At 65.3% G+C, this 16,292-nt stretch carries 17 protein-coding genes; 10 read left to right on the top strand and 7 right to left on the bottom strand.

Annotation, left to right across the window (positions count from 1 at the left end):
• Nucleotides 1-179: 179 nt before the first annotated feature.
• From rpmH to F8O09_RS07140, 9 genes are all read left to right on the top strand, one after another.
• Nucleotides 180-317, top strand: coding sequence for a 50S ribosomal protein L34 (gene rpmH, locus F8O09_RS07180; protein WP_158030428.1), 138 nt, complete (start codon nt 180-182; stop codon nt 315-317).
• 5 nt (nt 318-322) lie between these two features.
• Nucleotides 323-673: a ribonuclease P protein component gene (rnpA, locus tag F8O09_RS07175; RefSeq protein WP_158054592.1), complete on the top strand. Its 351-nt coding sequence runs from the start codon at nt 323-325 to the stop codon at nt 671-673.
• Nucleotides 670-1,008, top strand: a complete 339-nt coding sequence (gene yidD / locus F8O09_RS07170; RefSeq protein WP_158054590.1) for a membrane protein insertion efficiency factor YidD — start codon at nt 670-672, stop codon at nt 1,006-1,008. Before rnpA ends, yidD begins: the two co-directional genes overlap by 4 nt.
• A gap of 74 nt (nt 1,009-1,082) precedes the next feature.
• Nucleotides 1,083-2,261, top strand: a complete 1,179-nt coding sequence (gene yidC / locus F8O09_RS07165) for a membrane protein insertase YidC (protein WP_158054588.1) — start codon at nt 1,083-1,085, stop codon at nt 2,259-2,261.
• Nucleotides 2,258-2,812 (top strand): protein jag, encoded by a 555-nt coding sequence (locus F8O09_RS07160; protein WP_158030432.1) that lies wholly within the window; start codon nt 2,258-2,260, stop codon nt 2,810-2,812. Before yidC ends, F8O09_RS07160 begins: the two co-directional genes overlap by 4 nt.
• Nucleotides 2,812-3,477, top strand: coding sequence for a 16S rRNA (guanine(527)-N(7))-methyltransferase RsmG (gene rsmG, locus F8O09_RS07155; protein WP_158054587.1), 666 nt, complete (start codon nt 2,812-2,814; stop codon nt 3,475-3,477). Before F8O09_RS07160 ends, rsmG begins: the two co-directional genes overlap by 1 nt.
• Nucleotides 3,478-3,525: 48 nt before the next feature.
• The gene (locus F8O09_RS07150; RefSeq protein ID WP_158054585.1) at nt 3,526-3,711 is read left to right on the top strand and encodes a hypothetical protein; all 186 of its coding nucleotides are present in this window, start codon (nt 3,526-3,528) and stop codon (nt 3,709-3,711) included.
• A gap of 201 nt (nt 3,712-3,912) precedes the next feature.
• The gene (locus F8O09_RS07145; RefSeq protein ID WP_225732937.1) at nt 3,913-4,800 is read left to right on the top strand and encodes a ParA family protein; all 888 of its coding nucleotides are present in this window, start codon (nt 3,913-3,915) and stop codon (nt 4,798-4,800) included.
• Nucleotides 4,801-5,146: 346 nt separating this feature from the next.
• Nucleotides 5,147-6,085 carry a ParB/RepB/Spo0J family partition protein gene (locus tag F8O09_RS07140; protein ID WP_412973589.1) on the top strand — a complete coding sequence of 313 codons (939 nt, stop codon included), beginning with the start codon at nt 5,147-5,149 and terminating at the stop codon, nt 6,083-6,085.
• A gap of 69 nt (nt 6,086-6,154) precedes the next feature.
• On the opposite strand, the gene F8O09_RS07135 is transcribed toward F8O09_RS07140, so the two are convergent.
• The 6 genes from F8O09_RS07135 to F8O09_RS07110 all read right to left on the bottom strand — a co-directional run bounded on the left by F8O09_RS07135 (nt 6,155) and on the right by F8O09_RS07110 (nt 14,137).
• A complete protein-coding gene (locus F8O09_RS07135) occupies nt 6,155-7,168 on the bottom strand; it encodes a D-alanine--D-alanine ligase (protein ID WP_158030437.1) in 1,014 nt (337 codons plus the stop codon).
• Between the two features lie 93 nt (nt 7,169-7,261).
• Nucleotides 7,262-8,617 (bottom strand): PLP-dependent aminotransferase family protein, encoded by a 1,356-nt coding sequence (locus tag F8O09_RS07130; protein WP_158030438.1) that lies wholly within the window; start codon nt 8,615-8,617, stop codon nt 7,262-7,264.
• A gap of 158 nt (nt 8,618-8,775) precedes the next feature.
• On the bottom strand, nt 8,776-9,099 hold the full coding sequence (trxA, locus tag F8O09_RS07125) for a thioredoxin (RefSeq protein WP_158030439.1): 324 nt from the start codon (nt 9,097-9,099) through the stop codon (nt 8,776-8,778).
• A 41-nt stretch (nt 9,100-9,140) separates the two neighbouring features.
• Nucleotides 9,141-10,118, bottom strand: coding sequence for a thioredoxin-disulfide reductase (gene trxB, locus F8O09_RS07120; RefSeq protein WP_158054994.1), 978 nt, complete (start codon nt 10,116-10,118; stop codon nt 9,141-9,143).
• Between the two features lie 171 nt (nt 10,119-10,289).
• Nucleotides 10,290-11,948, bottom strand: a complete 1,659-nt coding sequence (gene murJ / locus F8O09_RS07115; protein WP_158054579.1) for a murein biosynthesis integral membrane protein MurJ — start codon at nt 11,946-11,948, stop codon at nt 10,290-10,292.
• Entirely contained in the window at nt 11,945-14,137 is a 2,193-nt protein-coding gene (locus tag F8O09_RS07110) for a DUF6049 family protein (protein ID WP_158054577.1), read from the bottom strand. The genes murJ and F8O09_RS07110 overlap by 4 nt, the downstream gene beginning before the upstream one ends.
• A gap of 85 nt (nt 14,138-14,222) precedes the next feature.
• Between F8O09_RS07110 and F8O09_RS07105 the strand changes: the two genes are divergently transcribed.
• Nucleotides 14,223-15,674: a CCA tRNA nucleotidyltransferase gene (locus tag F8O09_RS07105; RefSeq protein WP_158054575.1), complete on the top strand. Its 1,452-nt coding sequence runs from the start codon at nt 14,223-14,225 to the stop codon at nt 15,672-15,674.
• Nucleotides 15,675-15,783: 109 nt separating this feature from the next.
• Here F8O09_RS07105 and F8O09_RS07100 read toward each other — a convergent pair whose 3' ends face one another.
• Nucleotides 15,784-16,194, bottom strand: a complete 411-nt coding sequence (locus F8O09_RS07100) for a hypothetical protein (protein ID WP_158030443.1) — start codon at nt 16,192-16,194, stop codon at nt 15,784-15,786.
• Nucleotides 16,195-16,292: the final 98 nt, after the last annotated feature.

Below are 16,292 nucleotides of genomic sequence, written 5' to 3'. Positions count from 1 at the left end.
CTCTTCGCAAATCTTCCTGCGCGGATTTCGGCGTGTCAGAGCCGGGTTCGGCTCGCTCTGTGTGCATGATTGTGGATTGTCATGTTTGTCGGCTTGACCTGTACCAGGTTGATCGGTAGGTTTAACCGCTAGTTGCCCGAGTATATCGGCATGCCCTTTTACCATCTTTCGGAGAGATCATGAGCAAGAGAACGTTTCAGCCCAACAACCGTCGTCGCGCCAAGAAGCACGGCTTCCGCGCTCGTATGAGCACCCGCGCCGGCCGCTCGATTCTGTCGGCACGTCGTCGCAAGGGGCGCACAGAGCTCGCTGCGTAATACGCATGCTCGACCGACCGCATCGACTGAGAACATCCGCTGATTTCTCCAAAGTGAGTCGTCGCGGTCGTCGTCGTGGCACCAGGCACCTGTTAGTGCACCTGCTGGCCACCGACGACGATACGACCACGAGAATCGGGTTTGTCACCAGCCGGGCGGTCGGCAATGCCGTCCAACGCAATCTCGTGAAACGCAGACTCCGTGAGATCGCTCACGAACTGCTCGAGACGGCTCCCAGAGGATGGCTGATCGTGGTACGAGCGAAGCCCAATGCGGCGCGGGCCACTTATGGCGAGCTTTGTCACGAGGTTCGCGATGCCGTGCTCGGTCGTACCGAAACGAAGAGGGCGTCATGACGGTCAGTCCTGTTCCCTGTTCCACACTGCTGTGCGAGGTCGGGGTCTTCGTCTGGATGCTGCCGCGTCGTCTTGCCGTCTTGGTGCTGCGTGGCTACCGCCGATTCATCTCTCCGCTCTACGGAGACGTCTGCCGCTACTATCCGACCTGCTCGGCCTACGCCCTCGAAGCCTTCGAACGTCGAGGGTTCGTAATCGGCGCGGGGCTCACGGTCTGGCGGCTGCTGCGCTGTCAGCCGTTCTCAGCGGGAGGCGTCGATCCTGTGCCGTCAGGTCGTCATGAGCTCCAGCAAACGCATCACGCGCATGACGATGGCCTTCACCATCGGCGGTGACCTCACTGAGCCGTGGCATTGAGTGCCCGACATCACTAAAGACCAGCTGACCGCTTCAGACGAAAGAAGAACACGTGGATCTCATCGGTAGCATCCTGTGGCCCATCAAGTGGCTCATCGAGCTCGTGCTCGTGAGCTGGCATTGGGTCTGGGTCAACATCTTCGGCTTGGGAGCCTCTTCTGGCTGGGCGTGGACGCTCTCGATCATCGGTCTTGTGCTCATCGTCCGTGCGGCGATGATCCCGCTCTTCGTCAAGCAGATCAAGTCTTCTCGGGCATCGATGGAGCTCGCCCCGAAGGTGCGCGCGCTGCAGCAGAAGTACAAGGGCAAGAAAGACCAGCTGTCACGCCAGGCCATGGCTCAGGAGCAGATGGCCCTGTACAAAGACGCCGGCACGAACCCGATGGCGGGCTGTCTGCCCATGCTGGTGCAGATGCCGGTGTTCTTCGGCCTCTACACCGTTCTGCATGAGGCCGCGCAGGGGCACAGCGGCATCGGAGTGCTGAACGGCGACCTGGCCAATGACTTTCAGCATGGCTCGATCTTCGGCGCACAGCTGTCGACCACGTTGATGAACTCTATCAACGCCGATCCGATTCAGTGGCAGGTCGTGCTGCTCGCCGTCGTGCTGGTGATCTTCATGGTCTCGTCGCAGCTGTACACGAGTATTCAGATCATGGGCAAGAACATCTCGGAAGAGACGAAGGCGTCTCCGATGTTCCGGCAGCAGAAGATGCTCATGTACGGCATGCCGTTCCTGATGATCTTCTCAGGTGTGGCCTTTCCGATCGGTCTGCTGATCTACTGGTTCACGTCGAACCTCTGGACCATGGTGCAGCAGGCCATTGTGATTCGCAGCATGCCCACGCCGGGCAGCGTCGCGTACTTCGCTCGGCAGAGCCGTCTCGAGGCCAAGGGCAAGCTGACCGATCGTCAGCGCGAAGAGCTCGCCAAGCATGAGGGGCGTGGGCAGGGGCAGCGCCAGCAGCCGGTGGGCAAGAGCCGTGCCAAGAAGCAGGGCGGGCAGCTGACCGATCAGCAGCGTGACGGCGCGGCCGATGCGAAGTCGGCCGAGAGCGACCATTCGGGCGCAGCTTCGGCATCCGCAGCCGGCTCGAAGCCGGGCAGCCCGCAGGGCGCTCAGTCGGGTGAGAACACGAGCCAACAGGGTGACCGAGGCCAGCAGAGTGCCGGCCAGGGCAAGGGCAAAGGCTCCAAGTCGAGCCGGAGCAAGAGAAAGGGCAAGCGATGAGCGACGAGCAGAGCAGCGAGACGCGCAGCGCACTCGAGATCGAGGGCGATATCGCGGCTGACTACATCGAGGAGTTTCTCGACATCGCCGATTTCGACGGTGACATCGACATCGAGGTGCGCAGTGGGCGGGCGTATATCGGGGTGAACTCGGACGATGAAGACTCGAACCTTTCGACGCTGGCATCGCCGCGCGTGGTGTCGGCTCTGCAGGAGCTGACGCGTCTTGCTGTGCAGCAGAAGACGGGTGAGTTCAGCCGCCTGGTGCTTGACGTGCAGGGCTCGCGTGAGCAGCGTGAGCACGAACTCGAAGAGCTCGTCCAGGATGCAGCCGAGCGGCTGCAGGCGGGTGACGATCGTGTGGCGCTGCCCGGCATGTCTTCGTACGAGCGAAAGCTTGTGCACGACTTCGCACGGGCAGAGGGCCTCGAGAGCGATTCAGAGGGCGAGGGCCGTCGTCGCCACGTCGTGCTGACACTCGGCGGCGATGAGGCGACCTCTGAGCACGAGTCAGACGGGCAGGGGTCGTCGGCAGACGAGGCATCGAACTGATGTCGAGCGATCAGCAGCAGATCGGCGAGCTCGAAGACGAGCCCGACGTCGTCGCAGAGCGCTTTCCTACCGCACGTGTGCAGCTCGTACAGCTCGCCAACGATCTCTATGAGCAGGGCGAACGTCTCGGTCTGCTGGGGCCGCGCGAGTACGGTCGGCTGTGGAGTCGCCATCTGCTGAACTGCGCAGCGGTCGAAGAGCGCATTCCCGAGGGTGCCCGTGTCGCCGATGTCGGCAGCGGAGCGGGGCTGCCGGGCTTGGTGCTGGCGATCATCCGCCCAGACGCCGAGTTCACCCTGATCGATCCCATGGAGCGGCGCTGCACATGGCTCGAAGACGAGAGTGCGCGGCTGGGTCTCACGAACGTGCGGGTGATTCGCGCGCGTTCGCAGGAGGTCACCGACGAGGTCATGGTCGATGTGGTGACGGCTCGAGCGGTCAGCGCGCTGAAGACGCTGATCGGCTGGACGGCTCCGCTGCTGCGGCCCGGAGGTTCGCTGGTGCTGATGAAAGGCCGCTCGGCTGCGGCCGAGATCGAGGCCGCGAGCAAGCCGATTCGCAAGTTCGCGCTGCAGGACGTGCATGTCGAACATCTCGGTGCCGACTATCTGAGCGAGCCGACGACGGTGGTCTGCGCGACGCTGCCGACCATCGAAGACGAATAGAGCGCGGTCGCATCGTGAGAGCGGTCACCAACCCGGATGGAGAATGTGATGAGTGACGAGAGCACGCAGCTCCCAGAGATCCCGGCTGATGTGGCGAAGGGTCTCGGGTATCCGGTCGGCTCGCCAGACGGCCCCCGAGGTCTGGGCTGGCCTCGAGAGTACCCGGTCGGCGAGACTCCTGATCTCGAAGACGCAGGGGGCATGCCTGCGCCAGGCGTGCACGAAGAGTCGTGACCGCCGCCTGAGTGATGTTTCACGTGAAACGTCGCTCGGAGTGTGCGGCTTTCTCGATACGTCGTCGGTGAGGACGTTTCACGTGAAACACCGGCGTCGTGTCATTGTCGGCGCCGGGCACTAAACTGAACACGTCCAATGATGACCCGGTGGGCATCTGCATCGGGCATGATCTAGATCTCGAGCGAGGGTGAAACACGCGTGGAATTCGATGACTCGACACCGCTGGCCAAAGAGCTGGCCAGTCTGTCGAGACGCCGCAAGGCCGTGGCCGAACTCGACTTCAAAAAGCCCAGTCGTACGCGCGTCTTCAGCGTGACGAACCAGAAGGGCGGAGTCGGCAAGACGACGTCGACGGTCAATCTGGCTGCCGCTCTTGCGCTGAACGGCATGCGCGTGCTGGTGATCGACCTGGACCCTCAAGGCAACGCCTCAAGCGCGCTGGGCGTGAACATCCGTGAGGGTGGTGTGGGCATCTATGACGTGCTGATCGGTGATGCCCGGCTCGGCGAGGTGATCGTTCCCAGTGCAGAGAACGATCAGCTGTACTGTGCGCCGTCGAGTATCGACCTGGCCGGCGCTGAGATCGAACTGGTGTCACTGCCGTCGCGCGAGTATCGACTGTGGCAGGCCATCGACAGCCTGAGCCAAGACCGTGAGACGCACTTCGACTTCATCTTCATCGACTGCCCGCCCAGTCTCGGACTGCTCACGGTGAATGCGTTCGTGGCGGCGCACGAAGTGCTCATTCCGATTCAATGCGAGTACTACGCGCTCGAAGGGCTGAGCCAGCTGCTGAAGAACATTCTGCTGATCAACGACCAGTTGAATCCGGATCTGTGCCTCAGTGCGATTCTGCTCACGATGTATGACGGTCGCACGCGGCTCTCTGAAGAGGTCGCCGACGAGGTGCGATCACACTTCACCGAAGAGACGCTGCAGGCGGTGATTCCACGTACCGTTCGCATCGCCGAGGCACCCAGCTATGGGCAGAGCGTCATCGCGTATGATCCGGGGTCAAAGGGAGCGATCTCATACATCGAAGCGGCTGCAGAGCTCAGCCAGCGAGAGGAGCATCATGGCCGGTAGAAAAGGTGGTCTCGGTCGCGGCATCAGCTCGCTGATCCCCACACACACGGAGCAGCGTCGTGGCGGTCGGCCTGAGACGTCTTCCGACGCCCGCAAGCGCCCCGTCGACGTCTTCTTCGACGGCGCACCCGCAGGAGGGCAGGCGCACTCCGACGTCGAGGCCGCAGAGGCTGCAGAACGCGGTTTCGAGGCGTCTCGTCGTGGCAGCAGTCGGCGTGAGCGCGCTGATGCGTCTGCTGCAGGCAGTTCTGACAGTGCGAATGCAGGCAAGAAGACTCGCCGACAGAAGTCAGCGAAGGCCGTGCCTGCATCCGGCTCTGCTGAGGTCGCTGAGAACGATGTGCGCATCGAAGTCGTCGAGCAGGAGCGAAACACGGCCGCATCGGCGGTGCTGCGTGCCGCAGACGAGGCGGCTGCGGCAGAGGGTGTATCCGTCGACGCGGCGGAGCCGGCATCGGCAGAGACAGATCTTGCTGCGGTGCCCGGCCTCACCCTGATCGAGGTCTCGCCTCACGATGTGGTGCCGAACCCGGTGCAGCCTCGCAAGGAGTTCGACGAAGAGGCGCTCGATGAGCTGGTGCACTCCGTCCGCGAGTTCGGGGTGCTGCAGCCGATCGTGGTTCGCCATCGTGAAGAAGGCGGGTACGAACTCATCATGGGCGAGCGCCGGCTGCGCGCTTCCAAGGCAGCCGGTCTCGAGGCGATTCCGGCCATCGTGCGCGAGACTGCCGACGAAGACATGCTGCGCGACGCTCTGCTCGAGAACCTGCATCGCTCGAATCTGAATCCACTCGAAGAGGCGAGCGCCTATCAGCAGCTGATGCAGGACTTCGGCATCACACAGGAGCAGCTTGCCCAGCGCATCGGGCGGTCACGCCCTCAGGTGAGCAACACCCTGCGCCTGCTGAAGCTGCCGACGGGAGTGCAGTCGAAGGTCGCTGCTGGAGTGCTCTCTGCAGGCCATGCCCGTGCGCTGCTGTCTCTGGCCGAGACTCATGACATCGACAAGGTGGCAGACAAGGTCATTCACGAGGGTCTGAGCGTGCGTGAGACTGAGCAGCTCGGTGAACGCACGCCACGACGTCAGGCCAAAGCCAAGGCACGTGCCGGCGGAATCCAGGATCAGCTGCACGAAGTCGCAGAGCGTCTCGAAGACCAGCTGGACACGCGTGTGCGCGTCTCGCTGTCGAAGAAGAAGGGGCAGATCGTCATCGACTTCGCGACGGTGGGAGATCTGAACCGCATCGTGGGCGCGCTCGGCGTGAAGGGCTTCGGCGAGCACTGATCGAGAGATGACGGCCGCGTCTCGCGAGATGTTTCACGTGAAACATCTCGCGACGGCCGGCTCGCCGGCTCAGGCGTGTGCGCGCGAGATGGCAGCGCGGGCGATGTCGAGATAGACCTCGCCCTCAGTGCGGCCCGCACCACGAATCGCGAGCGGTGCCAGCGAGGTCTCGGTCGCCCCAGGCGTCACGTTGGCATCGATGAACCAGGGCGTTCCCGCTGCGTCGACGATCAGGTCGATGCGGCTGAAATCGGCGAGTCCGAGTGCGGTGTGCACGGCGACGGCGTCGGCGGCCACGCGATCGGCGACCTCTTCGGTGAGACGGGCGGGCACGTAGAAATCGGTGTCGCCGGCGGTGTAGCGCGCCTCGTAGGTGTATCGACCCTTCACCGGGCTGATCTCGACGATGGGCAGGGCCTCTGGGCCGTCACCGGTGTCGATGATGCTGACGGCGACCTCGGTGCCGCTGACATGGCGTTCGACGAGCAGACCGTCTGAGTAGCTGTACGCGTCGACCAGTGCGCGAGGCAGTTCGTCGGCGTGCTCGACGACTGAGACGCCCTGTGCCGACCCGCCCTTGACCGGCTTCAGCACCAGGGGATACCCGAAGCGGTCGGCCACGGCCGAGAGCACGCTGTGCGCGTCGAGCTCGCTGAACGTCTCACGTGGGAATACGGCGCACTCCGGGGTCTGCACGCCGGCACGGCGGGCGATCTCTTTTGCGGTGGGTTTGTCCCACGCCAGGCGTGCTGCTGCCGGGCCGCTGCCGACATAGGGAATTCCAGTCAGCCGAAGCACGTCACGCAGTGCGCCATCCTCGCCGCTTGCGCCGTGCAGCACCGACCAGATCACGTCGGGTGCCGCCGCGGTGATCTCATCGAGCAGGCGAGCGTTCGGCTCGAGCACGCGGGTCTGTGCGCCGGCACGTCGAATGGCCTCGGCCACCCGATTGCCGCCGCGCACTGAGACCTCGCGCTCATGGGAGATTCCGCCGGCGAGCACCAGAACATTCAGTGCGTCGGCCTCGCTCTCACTGACGTCACTCGCGGTGGCGTTCTCGCTGCTGACGTTCTCTGCGGTCATCGGTCTGCCTCTCTCAGTCTCATCACGATCGCATCGTGGGATGCGATGGTCGGTCCGTGCTCTCGGCTCGCGTCCGGGTGGGGTGTCCTGCACTCAGACGGTGTCTGGCGGGGGAGTGCTCACTCCGTGCTGCGCGTCGGTGCGAGGGCGTGACGTGCCGAAGGTGGCGAGCAGATCCTGCTCACGGTGCACCACACGGCTGAGTCGTTCGATGCCGGTGCGAATCTCTGCCGGTGTCGGGTAGCAGAACGACAGCCGGATTTTGTCCTGGCCGGTGCCGTCGGCATAGAAGGCCGTGCCCGGGGTGTAGGCGACGAGCTCGTGCACGGCCAGCGGCAGCATCTCTTTGGAGTCGAAGCCTTCGGGCAGCGACAGCCAGATGTAGAAGCCGCCGTTGGGATGCGTCTTGTCAAGGGTCGGCAGGAACTCGTCCAGGGCCGAGATCATCGCATCGCGCCGGTCGCGGTACAGGCCGCGGAAGGTGTCGATCTGCCCGCGCCAGTCGTTGTGCTCGAGGTACTCGGAGACCATGACTTGGCCGAAGGTCGTCGGCGACAGCACGGCGGATTCGTTGGCGAGCACGAGCTTTTCGCGCACCGCATGGGGCGCGAGCACATATCCCAGGCGAAAGCCCGGGGCGAAGATCTTCGAGAACGACCCCAGATACACGACGCCGTCGCTGTCGAGCGAGCGGATGGCCTCGGGTGGCACACGATCGAACCAGAGGAGCCCGTACGGGTTGTCTTCGAGCACGAGGATGCCGTGCTGATGACAGATGTCGAGCACCTCGCGTCGACGCTCCATCGTCAGCGTCACACCCGCAGGGTTGTGGAAGTTGGGGATCGTGTACAGGAACTTGATGCGCCTGCCGGCCGATTCCAGCCGCGCGATCGTCTCGCGCAGTGCCTGAGGCTGCAGGCCGTCGTCGTCGATCGGCACGTGCACGGTCTCGGCCTGATACGAGCGGAAGATGCCGAGCGAGCCGACATAGCTCGGGCCTTCGGCGATGACGACGTCGCCGGGGTCGAGGAAGATGCGCGACATGAGGTCGACCGCATGCTGCGAGCCGGTGGTCACGACCACGTCGTCGGGGTGAGCATGGATGCCCTCCAGACTCATGATGTCGCAGATCTGCTCGCGAAAGTGCGGAATGCCCTGCCCCGAGCCGTACTGCAGAGCCTCGCCGCGACGCGTGGTGGTCGCGATGCGAGCGGCGTCGCCGAGGTACTCCTGCGGCAGCGCCGAGACGAAGGGCATGCCACCGGCCAGCGACACCACCTCAGGGCGTGAGGCGACGGCGAACAGGGCGCGGACTTCGGAGGCACTGAGCCCGGAGGCTCGCTCTGCATACTGATCGAGCCAAGGGTCGAGACGGATTGAGCTCTGCGACGAGTTCGTGGACGGAATTGCATTATCGGACACCGTTGTACCTCCAGATTGCACCAGCATATCCTCCCCATGTGTCGCGCATGTCACAGAGCGCCCGCATGGCGAGCGTGTCGCTTGTTCTGAAGGCGGGGTGACGACACAGAGCTCCCCGCCGCGTGAGTCTCTGAGAGTGGAGACCTGCGCGGCGGGGAGCAGGGAGAGGTGTCAGCGGGATGCGCTCAGGCCACGTGCCCGGCGAGATCCTTCTCGAGCTGTGCCTTGGGGCGTGCGCCGATGACCTCGGTGGCGACCTCGCCCTTCGAGAACAGCTTGAGCGCGGGAATCGACGTGATGCGGTACTGGCCGGCGAGGTTCGGGTTCTCGTCGACGTTCAGTTTGGCGATCACGACCTTGCCCTCGTGGTCGTTCGCGTACTCCTCGAGCACCGGCGCCATGGCACGGCACGGGCCGCACCATTCTGCCCAGAAGTCGACGAGCACAGGCACGTCGGCGTCGAGCACCTGCTGCTTGAAGTTGGATTCGTTCACATTGATGACGGTCATGTCAGCTCCTTTTGAGTTCAGTGGTGGTCTGAGGCCTCGGGTCAGACTGCTGCGGTTTCGGCGGATGCCATGGGCACCCCGGCCTCATCGGCCTGGTCGTCCAGGTCGGCGAGGTAGTGCTCGCAGTCGATTGCCGCGACACAGCCCGAGCCGGCGGCGGTGATCGCCTGGCGGTAGGTGGCGTCGAGCACGTCGCCGGCCGCGAAGACGCCGGGCACGCTTGTGCGCGAGCTGCGCCCTTCGACGGCGATGGTTCCCTCGGTGGTCAGGTCGACCTGGTCGGCGAAGAGATCGGTGCGCGGGTCGTTGCCGATCGCGATGAAGAGCCCTTCGATGTCGAGCGTGCTGCGTTCGCCGGTCACGGTGTTCTGCAGCTCGACCGAGCGCAGCTCATCCTCGCCTTCGATCGCGACGACCTGAGAGTTCCAGATCGGCTCGATCTTCTCGTTGGCCAGAGCGCGCTGCTGCATGATCTTCGATGCGCGCAGCTCGTCGCGCCGGTGAATCAGGTAGACCTTCGAGGCGAAACGGGTGAGGAACGTGGCCTCTTCGAGCGCCGAGTCGCCACCGCCGACGACGGCGATGACCTTGTCGCGAAAGAAGAAGCCGTCGCAGGTCGCGCACCACGAGACGCCGTGCCCGGAGAGACGGTCTTCGTTCGGCAGATCGAGTCGGCGGTAGGCCGAACCGGTCGAGATGATGACAGAACGGGCCTCGTAGGTGTCGCCGAGGCTTGTGGTGAGCACCTTCGTGTCACCGAGCAGCTTGACGTCGGTCACGTCGTCGTAGACGACTTCGGTGCCGAAGCGCTCGGCCTGCTGCTGCATCTGGGTCATGAGGTCGGGGCCCTGCACGCCGTCGGGAAAGCCCGGGAAGTTCTCGACCGCAGTGGTCTTCATGAGCTCGCCGCCGGTCTCGACCGAACTGGCGATCACCACAGGGTTCAGACCGGCACGGGCGGTGTAGATGGCTGCGGTCCAGCCGGCGGGGCCGGAACCGATGATGACGACGTCATGCACGCTCATGTGGAATGTCTCCTGTGCTCTCGTGATGTGACCGCGGCCGCACGCTGAGCGTCGGCTGCGGGGCCTGAATCGCAGGCCGACCTCCAGCCTACGGCTGTGTCGATCGGCGCTCGACCCACATCTCAGATCAACCCCGGGTCGGGGGCGCCTATTCCCGCCGTGAGGTCACCCGCGGCTGCGAAGGCGACCCAAGACCTTGCCGACCGGGCGCAGCAGCGTGCCCAGCTCATCCACACGAAGCAGACGCAGCATGACGATGTACACGACGCCCATGACGACTGCGAGCAGCACGCAGCTCACGACCGCCGTGACCTTTGAGGCGAGGGCGAAGCCACCGGGGGCGAACGCGCCGAGCATCACCATCAGACCGAGGCCGACCGCCGCAGAGACCACGGCGCCGAGCAGCAGCCGTACGTGCACGCGCACGATATGGCGGCCGTCGATGCCGCCGAGACGACGGCGCAGCAGCCAGAAGAGCACCATGGTGTCGAAGGCGATGGCGCAGCCGGCGATCAGCGCCTCGAAGAACACCACCGAGTGCGGGTCTCCTCGGGTGATCAGCCAGTAGCAGGGCAGCACCAAGACCATGCGCACCAGAGCGACGAAGAACGGAGTTCTGGTGTCGTCAAGGGCGTAGAAGGCGCGGATGGCGAAGAGGTCGGCGCTCACCACGATCAAGAAGGGCATCAGTACGAGCAGCACGCGGGCGAAGGCCTGGTTCTGGGCGAAGTCGCCGGTGGTGAAGATGCGGGCCATCGGCATGACGGCGACGGTCATGGCGGCGGCGGCGAACACTGTGAGCACCCCGGTATGGCGCAGGCTGGCCGAGAGATCGCGGGTGAAGGCGACGTGATCGTGCGACGCCGCGTGCTCGCTGAACCTTGTGAAGTAGACGGTGGCGATCGATACGGCGATGATGCCGTGCGGCACCAACTGCAGCAGGCTGGCCGTCTCAAAGCTGGTGAGGCCCATGAGCGTGGTGTCGCCCGGGGTGCGATACGGCTCGGTCGAGTTGGCCACGACGGTCTTCACGAAGGAGTGCACCCAGTCGAGTGCGACCATGCCCAGAATCCACACGGCGGCCACGAACGTGGGCTTGAGCCCGGTGTGACGCCACTGAAAGTCGGGCCGAAAGCTCAGGCCAGCCCTGCGCCACCAGGCGAACATGATCGCGGCCTGCAGCGCGACACCGAGCGTCGCCGAGAGGCCCAGCGTCGAGATCATGCCGGGCGTCCAGTCGCTGACCGGGGTGTTGCCCTGGGGATCGGCGCTGAAGAGCCAGATGAAGACGAGGAAGCCGGCGATCGAGACGACGTTGTTCAGCACTGGAGCCCAGGTGTAGGGGCCGAAGACCCGACGGGCGTTGTAGATGCCGCTGAGCAGCGCATAGAGGCCGTAGAAGAAGACCTGGGGCATGCACCAGTATGTGAACGCGGTGGCGAGGGCGAGGTTGTCTCCCGACCAGCCCCCGGTGAACGCCTTGGTGATCATGGGCGAGAACAGTGTGAGCAGCAGCGTGACCACGAGCAGCGTCGAGAGCACGAGCGTCATGATCTTGTTGATATAGCCGCGGCCGCCGTCCGCACCGCGGGTCGCCTGCACGATCTGAGGCACGAGCACGGCGGTGAGCACGCCGCCTGCGGTGAGTTGGTACAGCAGCGACGGAATCTGATTGCCCGTCATGAAGGCGTTGGACGCCGTGGTGCTGACGCCGAGCGCCGCCACGATGAGGAACGTGCGCACGAAGCCGAGCAGTCGTGAGACGGCGGTGCCGAGGGCGAGCACGAGCGAGCTGCGCCCCACAGAGGCGGGTTTGGCGGTCATCGGGTCGGGGTCTCCGTCGTGTGGTCGGGATGCTGAGCGGTCGGCTCGCCGTCGGCCGACAGGCGATGTCGGCGCCGGATCAGGCTGCGCACGAGCCCGAAGCCGAAGAGCAGGGTGACGGCGGCGCCGGCGATGCCGAGACCGATGCCCTCCCACTGCGCCTGGACGTCCATCGGCCGCGACACCGTCTCGCCGATCGGGTCGCCGTGATCGTTGGTGATCCCGATGTTCAGCACGACGCTGCCGTTGGCGATCGCCCGCACCGGAACCTGTGCGGTGGCGGCGCTGTGCGGATCGATGGTGAGGCTCACGGGAGACTTCGTCGTGATGCGGCCGGTGCTGGGAGAGATGTGCACCTGGACGGTCACCGGCTGTCCGGTGTCGTTGCGCACGGCCACGGGAATCTGCGAGCTGCCCGAGACCAGGGTCAGGTTGGTCGTCGAGGTGATCGCGACGGCATCGAGCTGCGCGGCGCTCTCGGCAGCCTGTGCGGTGACCGCCTGGCGCCAGGCGTCGTTGCGGCTCCAGCCCGCGCCGCACAGCGAGGCGGTCTGCTGCAGGAACGTGCTGTGCACGCTCTGGGGATCGGCCGAGATGGAGGCGAGACGGTCGACCGACGAGGCAGCCTGGGTCAGCTCGCCCAGCGGGCTGAGGTCGTCCTGCTCGGCGGTCTGCGACGAGGTGTCGAGGTCGGTCTGCGGGGCGTCGTGCCCGTCGCTCTGATCGCCGGTGTCGCCGCCGTTCTGTGCGTCGTGGTGCGGGGTGATCTGAACCCCCGGCTGGAACCGTACGCCGGAGCCTGCGACCGACCTGAGTGCGTCGCCGGCCTGCTTGGCCTGCTGGCTCCAGCCGCGCGGCAGCACGGTGGTGACCGTCGAGAAATCCTGTGTGGCCAGCCCGAGCGTCGTCGCCATCGCCGTGATGCGGTCGAGGTCGCGTTGCTGTTGGGCGCCGTCACTCTCGAGACTGTCGTGCAGCGCATCGATGAGGTTGTGGTTGGCCCCGATCACCGGTGTGCCCTGCAGTCGGCGCAGGCTCACATCGGCCGAGGTGTCCTGGAGTCGATCGGTGCTGATGATGAGCGGCCGCTGGCCGCTGACCACGCTGAGTCCTGAGCCGGAGAGGTCGCCGGGCGCCTGTGCGAGCACGAGCGGCTGGTCGGTGCTGCCTGCCACACCGCCGCCGAGCAGGTCGTCGCCGATCTGAGACACGCCTGCCGCAGAGAGCGCCTGCACGTCGGCGTCGCTCCAGATGAGCGGCATGATGTCGGGGAAGGCATCGAGCCGCTGCTTCCACGCCAGCGCATCCGCCGGCGCACTCGTGCCCAGCGTCGCGATGCTGGCGAGGATCTTGGGATCGACGGCCAGCTGTACGTTCAGCGAGTCGAGTGCGTCGATCTGCGTGGTGAGCTCGCCGTCGGCATCTGTGAGCTGGGCGAGCTGTTCGGCCGTGTAGAAACGACCGGCCGCCGCGGGCGCGGTGATCGGGACGATGACGTTGAGCGGCCGCACATCGCTCTGCGCGACGTTCCAGGCGAGCGTGCTCTGCTGCCAGACGCTGTCACTGCTGTTCGAGGTGAGACGCACCGCGTAGCCGAGCACTCCCTTGTCGTCGGCGAACTGCCAGGTGGGCAGTCGATCGGCGTCGCCGTCGAAGGTCACGGTCGCACTGGCGCCGGGCTCGATGGTCTGCATGGGCCGACCCCCGACTTTCGTCGCACGGTTGCTCGGCCCGGTGGCGCTCGCGGTGTCATACCAGTCGCGCACCTGCGTGGTGGTGGTCATCAGGCGGTTGCCCAGATAGAACTCGACCATCGCAGACACCAACGGCTCGTCGCCGTTGTTCGTCACCGTCGCCGTAATGCTCAAGGGGCTGTGCTCATCGAGCGCACGTGGGGGATGGTCGATGCTCAGCTGCACGTCGCTGGCTGAGACCCGAGTGGGCTGGGCCGCGGCTTTGTCACGGCCGGCAGGTGTGACGGCGGATGCCGTGGTGACGCCTGCTGAAGCGCTCGCTGCCGGTGAGGTGGCTGTGGCATGCGCTGTCGGAGCCGTGGTGGCGAAGAGCAGGGCGCCTGACAGCAGGACGCCGCCGATCGCCCTCCACCGCCGGGCAGGTGATGCCGTCGGCACGGGCCGAGGGAGCGCAGAGGACTGACCAGCCGAGCGGCCGTGACGTTCTGCGTGCATGAGTACCCTTCGAATTGTGCGTGTCTACTCTACCGGCGCGAGCTCCGGGCCGATTCCGTGCAGGCTGTGGGAAGATTGTCAGGATATGAACGAGAACGAGCAGGCCGAGTCGCAGCAGCAGCCGAAGAGCATCGTCGAGGCGATGGGGTCGATGCATCGGGTGCTTGACTCTCCGACGCTGCTGAAGCTCGGACGCGCCTTCGACAAGGCGGGCTTCGAGCTCTCCCTGGTCGGCGGCTCTGTGCGCGACGCGCTGCTCGGTCATCATGGGGTCGATCTCGACTTCACCACGAGTGCGAGCCCGGATGAGGCGCTCGCCGTACTGAAGCCGCTTGCCACGGCGCACTGGGACATCGGCCGGGCCTTCGGCACGGTGGGGGCGCGCATCGACGGTCAGCAGGTCGAAGTCACCACGTATCGGGCTGACTCCTACGACCACCAGACCCGCAAACCGACGGTGGAGTTCGGCGACAATCTCGAAGACGATCTGAAACGACGCGATTTCACCGTCAACGCGATCGCGGTGCGACTGCCCGCACGAGCCGTGGTCGACCCCTTCGGCGGTGTGAGCGACCTGCTCGCCGGCGTGCTGCGCACGCCCGGTCCAGCCGCGGTCTCGTTCGCAGACGATCCGCTGCGCATCATGCGCCTGGCTCGCTTCGTGGCTCAGCTGGGGTTCACCGTCGACCCTGAGACCTATGACGCCGCAGCCGAGCGCTCTGCCACGATCACGATGATCTCTGCCGAGCGCGTGCGCGACGAGCTGGTCAAGATGATGCTCTCGGACGATCCCATCAGCGGTCTGCGTCTGCTGGTCGACACCGGGGTCGCAGATCACGTGCTGCCTGAGCTGCCCGCCCTGCGCCTCGAGACAGACGAACACCATCACCACAAAGACGTCTACGAGCACTCGCTCACCGTGCTGAGGCAGGCCATGGATCTCGAAGGCGATCGGCCGGATCTGGTGCTGCGCATCGCAGCGCTGCTGCACGACATCGGCAAGCCGGCGACGCGTCGTCTTGAGCCCGGCGGTGTGGTGACCTTCCACAACCACGACCTGGTGGGCGCTCGTCTGGCGACCAAGCGGCTCAAGGCGCTGCGTTTCGAGAAAGACGTGATCAAGCCCGTCGCTCGACTCATCGAGCTGCACATGCGCTTCTTCGGCTACGGCGAGCAGGAATGGTCGGATGCCGCAGTGCGGCGCTATGTGCGCGACGCCGGCCCGTTGCTGCAGCGTCTGCACTGCCTGACGCGAGCCGACATGACCACGCGCAACCAGCGTAAGGCGGCTCGGCTGCGTGCCGCCTACGACGAGCTGGAGTGGCGCATCGAGTATCTGAACGAGCAGGAGGAGCTCGCGGCCGTGCGCCCTGAGCTCGACGGGCAGCAGATCATGAGCGTCTTGGGCGTCGAGCCGGGGCCTGTCGTGGGCAAGGCCTACAAGTACCTGCTCGACCTGCGCCTCGACGAGGGGCCACTGGGTCTCGAAGAGGCGACGAAACGGCTGCAGGCCTGGTGGGCCGAGCAGCAGAGCTGAGCCTCAGAACCGTCTCGGGGGCACACGAAAAGACCCTGCGGTCGTCGCCGCACCGTTTCTCGCGGTGGGGCAGCGGCAGCAGGGCCTCTTCTTCTGTGGCAGCGGTTTCTCAGTCGCCGATGACCTCGGTGAGGTGCTGAATGGCGGCCTCGAGCAGGCGCAGGGCCTCTTCTGAGGCGGCGACCGACGTCTTGATCTCGTCGGCGTCGAGCTCGGCGCCGCGTGCGATCTGCTCGGCGTTGATCGCAGCGGCAGCGGTCAGCTGCGCGCGCAGTGTGGCGGGGTGGATGTTCGTCACGCGCATGATCGTCTCGATCGCGGTGCGCGAGATCGTCGAAGTCAGCGTCGAGACCGACAGGCGGCGCCACTGCGCGGGCTCGGTGCCGGTCTCGGCGGCGAGCAGTGCGGCGTCGGCGGCCTTCTGCAGGGCGTCGCTGACATCCTGCAGCTTCTGCACGCTGATGCCCGAGAACTCCTCGGGAAGTTCGATGCTGGACAGGTCAGCCTTCTTGGCGGCCATATGAGCTCCTTTGCGTCAATATCTTGTGGCTCAGACGGACCGACGTCGGCGAGGCGGTCCACTGACGATCTTACGTCGCCCGTTGGGGCAGCACGAAT

Source organism: Pseudoclavibacter sp. CFCC 11306 (assembly GCF_008831235.1).
Lineage (GTDB): Bacteria > Actinomycetota > Actinomycetes > Actinomycetales > Microbacteriaceae > Pseudoclavibacter_A.
Note: the sequence above shows the minus strand (reverse complement) of the source record. Positions and strands in the feature narration are given on the sequence as shown.